This window comes from Caballeronia sp. SEWSISQ10-4 2 (assembly GCF_030464885.1).
Lineage (GTDB): Bacteria > Pseudomonadota > Gammaproteobacteria > Burkholderiales > Burkholderiaceae > Caballeronia.
On the sequence record NZ_JALPRJ010000003.1, the window covers coordinates 112,249 to 126,636 of the forward strand.

The following is a 14,388-nucleotide window of genomic DNA, read 5'->3' on the forward strand; positions in this document are numbered from 1 at the left end:
CCGCCTCTCCCCCAACTCCCTTCCCGCCGATTCGGCCGCGCGTTGTGCACATTCGTCACGACACGGCGCCGGCCGTCAAAAAATTGATCTTCTCGCGCGGCTTATTCCGACGCAATTGGACGAAACAACGAATGCTAACGAGCAAATTTATCGGCGAATTTCTTCTCAAAATACTTTTATGCTCAACGACGTCTTCATGATCGGTTCTAATATGCCCGGATTGATTGCCGTATTACGAACAAAAGATCGGGGAACTGTCTCAATATATTGAATTCGAGAGTACTCAGTTTCCTCTTGTTTCCTCATGCCACTACTATGGTTCTAACACGAATGGCACTTACTTAAGCCCGTGGCGCGTGCCCATATTTTCGGACGCGCTCGCGTGCGATGTGACGAGGCTCTTTCAGCCATGGGTAAGACTTCGGCCTTCGTTTTCGCATTCGTGGTTCGATGCGACCGGGACGATTCCCAACGCAAGACTGCGCGATCAGGTTGAACAGGAGACTCTGGTCGTGGGTTGCTGCCAGACCTCGGGCCAGCCATTCAGTCCATAACTGCACGGTGTGTTTGAAACTCAGTATTCTCGGATCGGTGGCATAGTGGCTCGCGGCCTGAGCCATCAGCAACCGAATCACGTTATAGGCCAGCAGATGAACCCAGATCTCCTTCTCGTTCATGTGGGCAGTCTGGCAATGCAGTACGTCCATACCCATCGTCGTCTTGATGTTACGTAGATCCAGTTCCACGTTCCAACGCCTGGCGTACAACTGCGAGAGCTCCTGTTTGCTGGTCTTGCGTGCATCAAGCATCGTGGTGACCAGCACCCGGTGATGCAGCCTGGACTCGCGCACCACCAGTTCATCGGGGAAGGCCTGGTACTGCTCACGCGTCATCCAGTCGGGCCGCTGTCGGGGTTTGGGCCACGTCACAATGTGATCGCGCATGCCCAGCGACTTGCCTCGCCGAAAGTCGGTGCGGCGCGCCCCATGCTGTTCCATCACGACATCCACTCCGGCGGCGATCATTGAGGCCATCAGAAAGTAGTGGCAATACAAGGCATCTGCGACGATCACATCACCTTTGCGAAACGTATCTTGCAGCATGCGAAACGCCGTCAGCTCCCCGCTGCCTTTGCCCGCGTACGTTCCGACACTCGCCTCCAGCACTGCGCCGCTTGCCAGACAGATCACCGCAACCAGATAGGCTAACGGAAATCCCACTCCTTCAGCCTGAGAACTGGACTGCGGGAAGCGGGCCTGGTTCGACGGCGTATCGGGCATCGAGATCCCTGTTCCGTCAACCAGCTTGACCGGGCGCCCGCGCCACGTCCAGGCCGCTCTGGCCTGCTCGTGCAGTTGACGTCCTGTCTCGCGCGTCAACTCCCGCACCATCGTCAGAGGCAGTCTCTGGCGAGCGCGGCAGTAGCCTCCCGTACGCACACTCATGGGTCGCAGCCCGTCGGCAGCTCGCTGCGCAGCCCACCCGTTGACCGCCTTCTGACAGGAGGCGTCCTCTTCCAGCCCTGGCGCATGAACATCGACAGTGTCACCGTCGGCGGATACAGCCGTTCCCGATGTTCTGGCAAATGTGCTTCCGTTATGTCCAACAGCTCCGGGCTCGTCAGTATGTTGAAGTAGTCAACCGCCTGGGCCCTGCGTGCCCGGCTTTGAACGCCGCCTAGTGTTTGCCTGTGATGACTTCGTGCATTACGATCCATGGTGGCTGGTCCTTGGAATGAGACGGGTGTTTGCCTGGTAACAACCATCCTACAATCCCTGGATCAGCCTCCTCCGTTTCTCTTCAAATACTTACCCGCGTCTTCTCCTCCATGCTGGCTTAAGTAAGTGCCATTCGTTCTAACACCCCTACGATACCCGATAGCGTTCCGCTGAAAACGAGCGACCATGGCAGCCGCTCGCTGTCTCATTGCGAAGTTGGCTAAAATTTTACGCGCATACCAAGTCGGACGAGTGCAGCGTGATTTCCCGCCGCTGCAGTTACGCTGGTAATACTGGCAACCGCCACTTGTCCAGTCGAGTCCACACCGGTTGCCTTCTGATAGACACCGAGAATATAAACGTCGGTACGCGTCGAGAGAGAGTAGTCAGCACCTAACGCAAACTGATGGTACCTGGCCCCGGCGTCGTGAACCGTAGCAAGGGTGCTGCTGACGTCGCTGCCTCTCGTGTAATCATAGGCAACACCGAACACCAACGCGGGTGTCATTTGATATTTCCCGCTCACTTCGGCATTGTTGAACGTGGCAGTCCCAGCGTAGCCGAGTGGATTCGGTCCCGACGTTGCCGTATCTCCGAGATTCATGAACTTGATGTTGGAGTATGTCGCGCCGACGGTGGCGGCGCCAAATGCGTATGATCCACCCGTCGCGATCACCTGATAGGTGTGCGCCGATGCATAGCCGGAGAAGACCGGATTGGTGGATGGTGACATGTTATTAACCGTCACACCGCCGCCGCTCGGGTTATCGCCAAAGAACGAGTTATTCGGATTGCGGACGTTCAAATAGCCCACGCCGAACGCGACTGGTCCATTCGTATATGCTGCGGCCAACGAAAAGACCTGATTGCGCGAAATCGATCCAGGCTGACCGCCCAAGCTATACAAGCCATCAAAAATCAACCCGCCATAGCTCGCACTGCTGTATTTGATTGAATTGTTCGTCCGAACAGAGTTATTCAAATTGTCCAGATCGCCAGGGTGAGAACCGCGATGACTCGCCCATTGTTCAGCTGCTCCGAAGGGTGAGACGAGATCCACCAAAGTGTCATATTGTCGACCCAGTGTAATGGATCCATAACCTGTGCTCGAGAGACCGACGAACGCTTGTCGACCAAACTCAGCGCCGCCCTGATTCAACTTGCCTGTATTGATCTCAAACCCATTTTCCAATACAAATATCGCCTTCAATCCGGCGCCCAAATCTTCAGCGCCTCGCAATCCCCATCGCGAACCTTGAAGGCCACTTGTCGCATCCAGTTGGTACAGTGCTTTGCCCTCTCCGGGGGCTGTTTTGACATTGCTGACCGCCTCAAAACTCTCATCGATAAGACCGTACAGGGTGACACTACTTTGAGCGTTGGCCACGTTCGCAAATGCACCTATGGCTACAATCATGCCAAATGACCTTTTCATATTACGAGTCTCCAATTATTTAGTATTACTAATTTAAAATGATGATAGCAATCTTGACTACGATGTCACTCGACCCACGAAAATCGAAGAACCGCCCGGAGCTCCCGGTACATCACTCCCGGAACGCGACGATCAGAACCCGTGCTCGAAGCCAACGCCAGTCTGGGTCGTAGATCTGGCGCCTCATCGCTTCGGGGAGTGCAGGTATCCAAAGCTGAGCCGAACGTATTGAAACGTTCGCCATCGATAAGGCCCAAGAGGTTGCCGGCAGCCAACCAACCATTAGCACGGCAAAGTCCAGTCGCTGTCGGCACGATCCCACGGGCCGGGGTATCAAAAAATTTCGAACAGGCCGGCGGCGCCCATGCCGCCACCGACGCACATGGTGACCACGCCGTACTTAGCGCTACGCCGCTTGGCCTCAATCAGGAGATGACCTGTCGTTCGGGCACCCGTCATGCCATAGGGATGGCCGATCGAGATGGCGCCGCCCGACACATTGAGCAGTTCGTTAGGGATCCCCAGCCTGTCACGGCAATAGAGCAACTGGCTCGCGAACGCCTCATTGAGTTCCCAGATTCCAATGTCGTCAATGGTCAGGCCATGCTGCTTTAACAGCTTGGGTACGGCAAAAACTGGACCGATTCCCATCTCTTCAGGCGAGCAACCTGCGACGGCCATGCCGCGATAGGCACCGAGAGGCGTAAGACCTCGGCGCTCGGCCAGCTTTGCGTCCATAAGCACGACCGCCGACGCTCCGTCAGAGAGTTGGCTAGCGTTGCCGGCTGTTATGTTCCTGCCTTCCTTGGCGAAGTCGCCGCCCTTCCACACAGGCTGAAGCCGCTGAAGATCGCCAAGTGTTGTCTGTGGACGATTGCCCTCGTCAGCTGACAGGGTCACCTCCCGAAAGCTCTGGGCACCGGTCCCCTTGTCCACCACCAGCATGGTAGTGGTCATTGGTACGATTTCCAGATCAAATCGGCCTTCCGCCTGAGCCTGCGCCGTGCGTTGCTGGGATTGGAGCGCATACTGGTCCTGAGATTCGCGGCTAACCTTATAGCGCTCGGCGACGACCTCGGCGGTCTCGATCATCGTGACATACATTCCCGGAGTCGCGATCAGCAATTCAGGATCCTGCGCACGGAAAGTGTTCATATGCTCGTTCTGCACGAGCGAGATCGATTCGACGCCGCCACCAACTACGACGCTCATACCGTCCACTATGATCTGCTTTGCTGTTGTCGCAATCGCCATAAGGCCTGACGAACACTGCCGATCCATGGACTGTGCGGAGACCGTACTTGGTAGTCCAGCACGCAGCCCGGACTGCCGAGCGATGTTATACCCCGTTGCCCCCTGCTGCATGGCAGCGCCCATAACTATGTCATCGACCTCTTCGCCCGCTACGTTGGCGCGTCCCACGGCATGGGCGATGGCGTGGCCACCGAGCATCTGAGCCTGGGTATTGTTGAAGGCGCCGCGATATGCCTTTCCGATCGCGGTACGGGCCGTTGATACAATTACTGCTTCGCGCATATGGATCTCCTTCGGGCAGAATCCACCCGTCACCAAATGGGTTTCACAGGGTCGCCGCTACGGTGATGTTTCGGAGCGCCGACGTCACACGAATTTCGTATTTAGCATTGGAAAACAGCACCGATCTTTATGAGGGAGTCAATCTCTTTCAGCGAAAAATCCCAGTCAGCGAGAACCGCCCGACTGTATTGTCCAGGCTTACAGGGCTCATCGGGCGTCTGCGGAACGGTTCTGCTGAAACGCGGCGCCGGCATGGGGTGACTTACGCCCTTTAAAGTGGCGTACGTTTTCCGTGCTTTGATATGAGGATGTTCGGAAGCCTCAGTGATAGACAGGACCGGAGCGAAACAAACGTCCTTATCCTGGAAAATTTCGCACCACTCGTCTCGCGTGTGTTTAGCAATTGTTGCTGCAATTTTTTCCTCCTGTATTCGCCACTTCGAACGGTCATTCTGTGGCTGCATGTCAGGGTCCTGAGCAAGACCCAGATGTGCAAGGAGGGGGTCGTAGAATTTCTTTTCAATGGCCCCAACCGCAACGTATTTGTGATCTGCCGTTTCGTACGTTCTATAAAAAGGCGCACCACCGTCGAAGGTGTTTGCACCTCTCTCCTCGCTCCAAACGCCCGCCTGTAGGAACCCCACGACCATCGTAAGAAGACTAGCGGCGCCGTCGACCATGGCTCCATCGACTACCTGTCCAACACCGTCGCGCTTAGCGGCAAGGAGACCGCAAACAATTCCGAACGCCAGGTAAGCGGCCCCTCCAAAATCGCCGACCAAGTTCAACGGTGGGATAGGTCTGCCGTTTGGCGGACCAATTGCATGAAGCACACCGGTGAGCGCGATATAGTTAATATCGTGACCGGCTTTTGCTGCGTATGGCCCGTCCTGCCCCCATCCCGTCATGCGGCCATACACCAGGCGCGGGTTCTTCCCAATACATACGTCGGGCCCGAGACCCAGACGTTCCATGACACCCGGGCGGAAGCCCTCAATCAGTGCATCAGCATTTGCGATCAAGCGCAGGACAGTTTCGCGTCCTTCAGGCTTCTTCAGGTCAATGGCAACTGACCTTCTTCCCCTACGCACAAGATTGTATTTAGCCTCGACCTCGATCCCGAGGCCCGCAGACTCGGTGCGATCCACACAAATAACTTCAGCCCCCATGTCCGACAGCATCATTGCGGCATGAGGCCCAGCACCGAGGCCGGCGATTTCGATAATTTTGCATCCCGCAAGAGGTCCTGTGCGCATCACGATCAAATCCCTCCTTCGCGCCGTCCGACTATCCCGAGCAAATCGTTCTCATCAGTCTCAATCTCATCTCGAGCAAGCCCGGGGTCTCGAGCCATGTCAACGCGACCGCCTGCTACGACCGTCACGCAATCACGCATCCAGGTATCCATCGTCTTATTTCCCTTGTCCGGTGATTCTTCCTTCTCGTCCAATGCAAATTCGGATCGAACTAGTCGGCATTGAGTTGATGAGATCTCACCGATTCGCAGAGCTCAATTTCTTTCGTTCGATGAACGCCGTGAGTCGCGTTGCAACATCTTCGGAAGCGAACAGCGTAGCGATATGTCGCCTCTCCATCGCGAAACCCACAGACAGCTGTGAACAAAAGCCGTCATAAATCGAACGCTTGATTTTACTTATTGCCGGCGTCGCCGCTGACGCCATTTGCTTGGCATAGGCGAGCGTCTGCTCAGTGAGCTCCGCCTCAGTGAACAGACGAGTTACCAATCCGAGCTGGAGCGCCTCTTCGGCTGTGACCGTGGTCCCGGTAATCATGAACTCCAGCGCTCGGGCGGGACCGATCAGAGAAGCGAGACGCTGGGTACCTCCGGCTGCAGGGAATAGTCCCAGTTTGACTTCCGGCAGGCCAATTCGATAATTCCCTGTGGACGCGAAACGCAAATCACAAGCCAACGCGATTTCGTAGCCGCCACCGAGAGCATGACCGTCGATTTCTGCAATGTAGATTTTCTCGCTCTGCGTCAATTTGCTGAGTGTTTCGTGCAGAAATGCAATCATCTCCGTGTTCTGTTGCGGCGCATTCTCTCGGAATCGATTAACGTCTCCGCCGCCGGAAAAAAATCCCGACAGGTTGCTGCGGACAACTACAACTAAACAATCCGTGTCTCTTTCGGCAGCCTCAATGGCCGCGTCGAAGTCTCGCACGAAGCTGATGTCGATACCGTTGGCTGGCCCTCGACCCATTACAATCGTTCCAACCCGGTCATGCCGAGAATATGCTATCTGGCTCATGTCCTTTTCTCCACTTTTTGATCGGCGAGAAGTCTCAGGTTGCTTTCACGTTGTCCCGCAGTTTCGACTTCACCACCTTCCCCGTGGGATTCCGTGGCAGTGTGTCCACAAACACGAATTCACTTGGAATTTTGTATCTACCAAGATGCACCTCGCAGTGGGCGCGGATATCTTGTGATTCGATCGTACTTGCTTGCTGCCGGACGATAAAAGCGCGACCAACTTCTCCCCATTTAGCGTCGAGTATCCCCACGACAGCGCATTCGGCTATATCAGGCAGAAGACCAAGAACGCGCTCCACTTCGGCCGGATAGACGTTCTCGCCACCTGAGATAAACATATCCTTCCGGCGATCTACAATATAGAAGTAACCCTCATTGTCTCGATAAGCAACGTCACCGGTGCGAAACCATCCAGACGAAGTAAATGATTCGCGAGTCGCTTCATCTCTTTTCCAATATCCTGAAGTGACGGTCGGCCCACGCACCAATATTTCACCAAGCGTGCCATTTGGCACGGGCTCGTCATCCGGACCAACGATCATTATTTCAGCCAATATGCTTTGAAGACCGGCCGAACGATACTTTTGAGCCGGCATCGCAAGCGGCGAAACGAGTGAGAACCGCCCCGCCTCTGTCATGCCCCAACACTGCCGCACCGGCACCTCCACGTCAGCATATCGTTCAATCGTAGAGGCAGCGCAGGGAGCTCCAGAGCAAGCGAATCCTTGAAGCGACGCCGAACGAAGTCTTTCAAATCCGGGTTCCTTGAGCAGCATCTCGAGAATCGTTGGAACGCCTAACGTGTGTGTTATGCGTCTCTTTGGGTCTATCAGAAGCTGCAGCACCACGCTCGCTTCGAAGTCGCGAACGACGACGTTGGTGCCCCCGAAAAAGAACACGGGATTGGTAAAGGGCAGCAAGCCTCCAGCATGAAACTGTGGCAGCATGACCAGATAGCGACTGTCGGCGCTCAAGCGGAACGCCGAACCCATAGCAATAGCGTCGGCCAACTGCATGCCGTAGGTGAACTGCACTCCCTTCGGAAGGCCAGTTGTTCCCGATGTGTAGAGCAAAGCCCAGATGTCCTCTTCCTTGCGGGCTCCGTAGTTTTCCCGCATCGGTTCGACATTTAAGAACGATTCATATTCACTACTTTCCCCAGCCCTCATTTCAATCGAGTGCTTGACCGAAGCAGTCGAGGCTAACTTTTCAGCCACGCTTCGAAACTCTGCTCCGTAGAAAATAGCGACGGGTTCCGCGTCAGCCACAATCGACTGCAATTCATTTATCGACAGTCGCCAGTTCAAAGGCACAAAAATCGTTGCTGTCCGCATGCAGGCGAACTGTATTTCAAGGACATCAGTATCGTTGCGCGAAAGAACGAGCACGCGATCGCCCCGAAGGGCGTTAAATACCGTCACGAATCCGTTCGTCAAGCGCGCAATCCGATCATCGAATTCAGCGTACGTACGCACGCGTCCCGAACTCACATCTTCACAAGCGACACTGGCCGGCGACACCCTCGCATGATGGGCGATCCAGTCCACCGAAAAAATCCCGTGTTCCATTGCGTCTCCCATGTTTTTAGAATTCATCGCGTCCGTTTTTCGCGATATCTGATTCAATATGGACCAACGATTCTTCCCTGTCTTGAATGAAATTGCGGACTGACTCGCATCTTTTGGATTTGGCCCGCTTAGTGAAAAATATTCAGGTCCTGCTACTTGTCCGCGAGAACGTCGCGATCTTGCAAATTTGGCTTCCGCGACTAGCTGATCGACTACATTCCATTGCCCAATTCGAAAGATTGCGCTTAGAGGGAGCACAGCGCGGCCGGACGCCTGTAAGCGGCAAGTGGCGCTGTTTGTGCAGCGTCAAAAATAATGCCGGGTAATGAACTCGGCAACACATGCTGGCTTGTCGCCGCCTTCAATGTCGAGCGTCACGTCCCACAGCACTTGCACACCTCCGCCTTCGACATCAGTCACGTTCATCACCTGGAAGCGGGCACGCACACGCGTACCCACACGCACCGGCGCGGTGAAACGCACGCGATTGAGTCCGTAGTTGACAACCGCCCGTTGCCGCAGCTCGATCGTCCGGCCGAGCAGTGCGACAATCAGCGACAACGTCAGAAAGCCATGCGCTATGGGCCCGCCGAACGGCGATTCGCGCGCAGCGCGTTCGGGATCGACATGGATCCACTGATGGTCTCCCGTCGCGTCAGCAAACTCGTTGACGCGCGCTTGATCTATTTTGACCCAGTCACTCTTGAGCGGTGCTGCGTCGACCAAGGCCCGAAGAGAATTGATATCGGAGACTCGTATCACGTTGTCGGTTTGTTCCATCTTTGACTCCTTCGGTGTTTCGCTCGTTGTTTGAGCGACAGCGGAACATCTTCAGGCGCACAGAATGCGCGATATCACGGGCTTGAAATTTCTCCAATCGTGAAATCTTTTCTCTCAATTCCTAACTGCGTCCCAGCCGGTCTTATCGAAACAAGGCTTCGCAACCTGTTCCCGCAAGGATCTTGTCGACCGTTGCGCGATCAGCATCCCACAGTGCTTCGTGTCCAGCCCGGAGCCACTTCAAACACTTGCCTTGATACGAAAACGGCACCTGCATCCACGGCTTGCCATCGACCTCTGTCTCGACGGCATCGGAGCCGAGCGCTAATGCCCGAGCGTTGGCTAGCATCACGGGTGGGTAGACGCGTCCGATCTCGCTTAACAAATCGATTAAGGTCGCAGGGACTGAGTCCAAACTCATCCAGTCGCCGTCTACTGGTTCCAGCCCTGACAGATCTTCCATCAGACCAACCCACGCGAATACGCGAGGCGCGATCTTCAGGGTCAGGTCCATGGATGTCGGGTCAAAGCCGGCCAACTGCGTCAGTTGACCATAGACACCAAAGTCGCACGCACCGGGACGGTGGCCAAGAATGAAAGGCTGTAGTTTCAGATGCGATTCGAACGCTTCAAGAAACCGGCGGTAGCTGGCCTCAATCACCGGACCTGTGACCGCATTTGATCCGACAACGTAGAGCCGATTGATTTGGCGCTCGGAGAATCTCCTGACCGATGCCGCATACGCTTCGTCTGACATCGACACGCCATGCCATAGCGGCAAAACACGAGCCGACTTGTCTATATCCTCATCGTTGGACCAGCGATAGTGGTACATCGCCTTGGTCAGCCACTCGTCGGCATAGTCTTCGATCAAGGCATCCAGGAACGCAAGTGCTGGATCGTTTGGGACGACGTTGCGACCCTTTCGCTCAGCATCGAGTCGACAGATGATTGGGGTGGAATCCACGACAGCTTCCAGCACTCCGCCAAGACCAGGCAGGTAGAAAGTCGGCATCAGTTCGACCTTTGGCTTTGGCAGACTGGCAGTGATGTCGCTGCCGGTAATCAAAAGTCGATAAGGAATACGACGATAGCGCAGCACAGCCAGCATCTTGCGTGTGTAGGGTGATCCTGGGGCGCCACTCAGGGCAATACGATCGGTCTGCGTCATGAAGAGGCTCCTTCGTTTATCTGGCTACGACCTATTTTGACGATCGGTCCCGAATGCGGAAATCGTTAGTGATGTTCTTAGTGGGTCGCGTTGGTAACATCCCGCGGATCAACCAGAATCAAGTCAATGCTCGAAACACCCCCTAGATCACAATGGCACCGCCGTCGACGACAAGAATTTGCCCCGTTATATGCCCACCTGCGTCGGAAGCAAGGAGTAATGCAGCCCCCTTCAAGTCGTTCTCTCCGCCAAATCTACCAAGCGGTGTTTGAGCTAACAGGTAGTCACCATGCTGGCTGATAGTCACCCGCGACATTTTCGACGGGAAGTAGCCTGGTGCCAAAGCGTTGACGCGGATACCTCGTGGTCCCCATTCCGCAGCAAGCGCCCTCGTCATGTTCACGATTGCACCTTTCGCCGTGTTGTAGGCAATGGTGCCGATCATCTGTGGATGATGACCGCCAAGCCCTTCGGCCGAAGCGATGTTTAGCACTACACCGCGTCCGTTCGGCAAGAAGGCCTCCTTCGCCGCCGCGCGTACTAATGCGAAAGGTGCAGTTACATTTACACGCATCACGCGCTCCCATCCGTCGGTCGGATAGTCTTCCGCGGGCGCCCCCCAAGTAGAGCCAGCGTTGTTTACAATAATGTCGATTCGCCCGTGGCGACGCATGACCTCCTCCACGAGCGTCTCGGCAGTTCCTTCAAGATTTAAGTCAGCCGCGATAGCGTCCGCTTCAATCCCATCGGCGACAAGAGCGGCTACCGCCTCGTCCAACTCAGCCTGTTTCCGTGCAACCAACACGACGCGCGCGCCAAACTCACCGAGCGCTTCGGCGATTTGAAGGCCAAGCCCGCGTGATCCACCAGTAATGAGGGCTAGGCGACCTGAGAGGTCAAAGAGGTCGCTAAGATGTTTTTTCTTGTCAGACATATTGTTCTCAAAAGTGAACTTGAATGGCTCAGACTGTCGACCCCACAACGGGCACCGACGTTGGCCGAACCGCCTATCTCGACGAACTTTAGGAAGCTTAGAAACCCCGATGTCGGCGACGGACACGGCACCGATTAAGAACGTATCTATTCGCTACATCAAGAACAGCGAATACGGTCGCGAGGTAATCAAAAGTCAGCCCCAGCAAGTTTCTGATCGTTCTCGACCCGCGGAACGAGGAGCGTGCTACGACGGCACTCGGTCTCTTCGATTCGCGGATTTGTCACGTCGTAAATCACGTCTAGTAAAAATTTCAGACAGACTCTAATTAATCCATCAAGCTGTATTCACCGGGAGTTACTCCATATACTTTCTTGAAAATACGAGTCAGATGTGATTGGTCAGAAAAACCGCATTTCATTGCAACATTCGATATGGCGTCCTTTTTAATAAGAAGTTTTGCGGCCTCCCCGGCGCGCGCTTGCATACGCCAAGCATGAGGGGATAAACCATAGCGTTCCGTGAAGCGACGAATAAGCGAATACGTCGAAAATCCAACCTGCTCGGCAACACTGTCAAGCATTGTTCTTTCGAACAGGGTACTGGCCAGTATGTGTCTAGCTCGTTCGAGGCGTATATCCGGGTGCCCGACCCACGGCATCCGTGGCCCGAACGAATCGGTATTTTCTAAAAACCAATGGATCAGTGGCTGCAACAGCCGTTCTTGTTGCGCCGCCGGCTCCGTCGCTTCTGAAGCGCGGTGGAGATCATAGAACAACGCAGCGTCTGGACCTCTGTTCCCGCATACGGGATTAGCAAAGCTAACCACGCCCTTCGCAGTTCGCCACGCATCGTCATGTTTGACGAGCAAACTAGGAGGAAAATGCAGGCTTCGAATTCTCCAACCGTTTCCATCAACGGGATATGCCGATTGGACTTGATGCGCGCCGACCAGAATCATTTGCCCCGCGCCTACGCGCTGAATCATTCTGTCAACGGTCACCTTCACAGTCCCAGCGGTCACCAGAATTGCCGTCATCACGTCGTGCGAGTGAGGAATGAACTCCTGATCATAGTACCCATGGAACATTACGATGTCCGCCTGCGTCTTCAAGCGCCAACATTTTCGAGTGTCGAGTGCCTCTTCTTGCAATACGTTACTGGAGCGCAACATTGGCCCTCTCCTCATTAAGATCACGCCCAATAGTGCCCCGCTAAACGCACGAAATTTGACTGCCTGTTAGACTTCAAGTGTCGAAGCGCAGATGTCAATTGACTTGACGCGAGAGACTTTCCCAATACGGTTTGCGCAGTAGATATTTCTGTAGCTTGCCACTAGCAGTTCGCGGAAGTTCATTGCGAAATTCGACGCGTTTTGGGCACTTGTACCCAGCCACGTGTTGACGGCAGTGTGCAATAAGCTCCGCATCAGTCACGTTTTGACCAGCTTCAAGAACGACGAGCGCAGTAACAAGTTCGCCCCATTTCTCGTCTGGAATGCCAATGACCGCGACATCGCGCACAGCAGAGTGCGCCGTCATCGCGTTCTCTACCTCAACGGAGTCAACATTCTCGCCACCTGAAACGATAATGTCTTTGATTCGATCGGTAATTGTGAGATAACCGTCTGAAATGAATCCACCGTCACCCGTTCGAAACCAGTCGCCATCATGCGCCTTGGCAGTTGCCTCGGGGTCGTTCCAGTATGAGTCGAGAATTCGACTAGAGCGTGCAAGCAATTCTCCGCTGGGATCAATCTTCAGTTTCACATTGAGAGTCGGTACGCCCGCGCGTCCAAGCAACCGGGCTTGCTCAAACGAGTCCAGATTATCCCACTCTGCACGCATGCGATTGAACGTAAGTAAGGTACTAGTCTCCGTCAAGCCATACACCTGGATCAACTCCCAGCCGAGTTCGTCACGCACGCGCTGGATTGTTCGGGTCGGTGGGGGCGCGCCCCCACAAATCATACGCAAGCGACCGTGTCCGGGAATCGGACCATTCCAGGTCTTTGCTCCATCAAGGATCGCCGTCACCACAGCTGGGGCAGCACCTAGATACGTCACGCCGTGCGTCTGGACACGCCTGAGGAGCTCGGTTCCATCCATCTTCCTCATAACTACGTGCTTGACCCCCATCGCAGTAGCGGCATAGATTTGCCCCCACCCGTTTCCGTGGAATGCTTGAACAGCATGCAGATAAACATCCCGATCAGAGACAGACGTCTGCCAACCGAACACTGCCGCATTTAGCCATAGGTGCCGGTGCGACATTTGCACACCTTTTGGCTGCCCTGTGGTTCCCGAGGTGTAGTTGATGACGGCCGTGGCCATCTCATCTTCGACCCACGGCACTGGGTCCGCAGCGCTGCTCCAGATTTTGTCATCGTCGTCCCCAAGCACAAATGTTCTCTGGCATGGGACGAGCTCCGCAAGATGCCGGAACTCAGGGTCAAGCAAAAGAACCTCCGCACCCGAGTGGGCCATGATGTGACGGATCTCGGCAGGGGCGAGGCGGAAATTCACCGGCACGAGAACGCGGCCCCACCCTGACACTCCATAGAAGGTACAGATAAGTCGCGCAGAATTCTGGGAAACGATAGCAACACGAGCACCCACGGGAACTCCCATCTCGTCCAGGGTTGCGGCCTGCGCGCGAGCCTTACGCCCGAGTTCCGCGTAAGTCATCTCGCCCCAAGACTTGGCGGGCTGAACCTCTTCATCGACTATCGCAATGCGGTCGGAGTACGCGGCGAGCGCACGGTCCAGAAAATCGTTGATGGTTAGTGGCTTGTACATAGAAACTCCGAAATGATTCTTGTCGGCGAAACACTCGAGGGCTTTGGGGAGGTGTGTTCACCCCGGGCCAGGATGAGCTGACCGAGTCAGGATCGAAACCTTGGCGAAGACCAGTGCCGACGTATTTCGGTAGTCGAGAAACTCATAGAACTCAATGCCTGTCCCGGTCATGCTAG

General features: G+C 55.1%; 10 protein-coding genes and 1 pseudogene. All 11 read right to left on the reverse strand.

The window, feature by feature from the left end:
- Positions 1–341: 341 nt before the first annotated feature.
- Positions 342–1,717: pseudogene (locus tag M0D69_RS03190) on the reverse strand (IS4 family transposase).
- Between the two features lie 221 nt (positions 1,718–1,938).
- Positions 1,939–3,153 (reverse strand): porin, encoded by a 1,215-nt coding sequence (locus M0D69_RS03195; RefSeq protein WP_301780628.1) that lies wholly within the window; start codon positions 3,151–3,153, stop codon positions 1,939–1,941.
- Positions 3,154–3,486: 333 nt separating this feature from the next.
- Positions 3,487–4,689, reverse strand: a complete 1,203-nt coding sequence (locus M0D69_RS03200; RefSeq protein WP_301780629.1) for an acetyl-CoA C-acyltransferase — start codon at positions 4,687–4,689, stop codon at positions 3,487–3,489.
- Positions 4,690–4,790: 101 nt separating this feature from the next.
- Complete coding sequence (locus M0D69_RS03205; protein WP_301780698.1) at positions 4,791–5,945, reverse strand: CaiB/BaiF CoA-transferase family protein; 1,155 nt, start codon at positions 5,943–5,945, stop codon at positions 4,791–4,793.
- Between the two features lie 237 nt (positions 5,946–6,182).
- Complete coding sequence (locus tag M0D69_RS03210) at positions 6,183–6,959, reverse strand: enoyl-CoA hydratase/isomerase family protein (RefSeq protein WP_301780630.1); 777 nt, start codon at positions 6,957–6,959, stop codon at positions 6,183–6,185.
- Between the two features lie 34 nt (positions 6,960–6,993).
- On the reverse strand, positions 6,994–8,529 hold the full coding sequence (locus M0D69_RS03215; RefSeq protein WP_301780631.1) for a class I adenylate-forming enzyme family protein: 1,536 nt from the start codon (positions 8,527–8,529) through the stop codon (positions 6,994–6,996).
- Positions 8,530–8,835: 306 nt separating this feature from the next.
- Complete coding sequence (locus M0D69_RS03220) at positions 8,836–9,309, reverse strand: MaoC family dehydratase (protein ID WP_301780632.1); 474 nt, start codon at positions 9,307–9,309, stop codon at positions 8,836–8,838.
- 142 nt (positions 9,310–9,451) lie between these two features.
- Positions 9,452–10,480 (reverse strand): glutathione S-transferase N-terminal domain-containing protein, encoded by a 1,029-nt coding sequence (locus M0D69_RS03225; RefSeq protein WP_301780633.1) that lies wholly within the window; start codon positions 10,478–10,480, stop codon positions 9,452–9,454.
- Between the two features lie 142 nt (positions 10,481–10,622).
- On the reverse strand, positions 10,623–11,414 hold the full coding sequence (locus M0D69_RS03230) for an SDR family oxidoreductase (RefSeq protein WP_301780634.1): 792 nt from the start codon (positions 11,412–11,414) through the stop codon (positions 10,623–10,625).
- A gap of 328 nt (positions 11,415–11,742) precedes the next feature.
- Positions 11,743–12,588: an AraC family transcriptional regulator gene (locus M0D69_RS03235; protein WP_301780635.1), complete on the reverse strand. Its 846-nt coding sequence runs from the start codon at positions 12,586–12,588 to the stop codon at positions 11,743–11,745.
- Between the two features lie 94 nt (positions 12,589–12,682).
- Positions 12,683–14,212, reverse strand: coding sequence for an AMP-binding protein (locus tag M0D69_RS03240; RefSeq protein WP_301780636.1), 1,530 nt, complete (start codon positions 14,210–14,212; stop codon positions 12,683–12,685).
- Positions 14,213–14,388: the final 176 nt, after the last annotated feature.

What these genes read in the sequence shown, in the direction of transcription:
- M0D69_RS03195 (WP_301780628.1), bottom strand. Translation starts at nt 3,153, where the DNA reads ATGAAAAGGTCATTTGGCATGATTGTAGCCATAGGTGCATTTGCGAAC.
- M0D69_RS03200 (WP_301780629.1), bottom strand. Translation starts at nt 4,689, where the DNA reads ATGCGCGAAGCAGTAATTGTATCAACGGCCCGTACCGCGATCGGAAAG.
- M0D69_RS03205 (WP_301780698.1), bottom strand. Translation starts at nt 5,945, where the DNA reads ATGCGCACAGGACCTCTTGCGGGATGCAAAATTATCGAAATCGCCGGC.
- M0D69_RS03210 (WP_301780630.1), bottom strand. Translation starts at nt 6,959, where the DNA reads ATGAGCCAGATAGCATATTCTCGGCATGACCGGGTTGGAACGATTGTA.
- M0D69_RS03215 (WP_301780631.1), bottom strand. Translation starts at nt 8,529, where the DNA reads ATGGAACACGGGATTTTTTCGGTGGACTGGATCGCCCATCATGCGAGG.
- M0D69_RS03220 (WP_301780632.1), bottom strand. Translation starts at nt 9,309, where the DNA reads ATGGAACAAACCGACAACGTGATACGAGTCTCCGATATCAATTCTCTT.
- M0D69_RS03225 (WP_301780633.1), bottom strand. Translation starts at nt 10,480, where the DNA reads ATGACGCAGACCGATCGTATTGCCCTGAGTGGCGCCCCAGGATCACCC.
- M0D69_RS03230 (WP_301780634.1), bottom strand. Translation starts at nt 11,414, where the DNA reads ATGTCTGACAAGAAAAAACATCTTAGCGACCTCTTTGACCTCTCAGGT.
- M0D69_RS03235 (WP_301780635.1), bottom strand. Translation starts at nt 12,588, where the DNA reads ATGTTGCGCTCCAGTAACGTATTGCAAGAAGAGGCACTCGACACTCGA.
- M0D69_RS03240 (WP_301780636.1), bottom strand. Translation starts at nt 14,212, where the DNA reads ATGTACAAGCCACTAACCATCAACGATTTTCTGGACCGTGCGCTCGCC.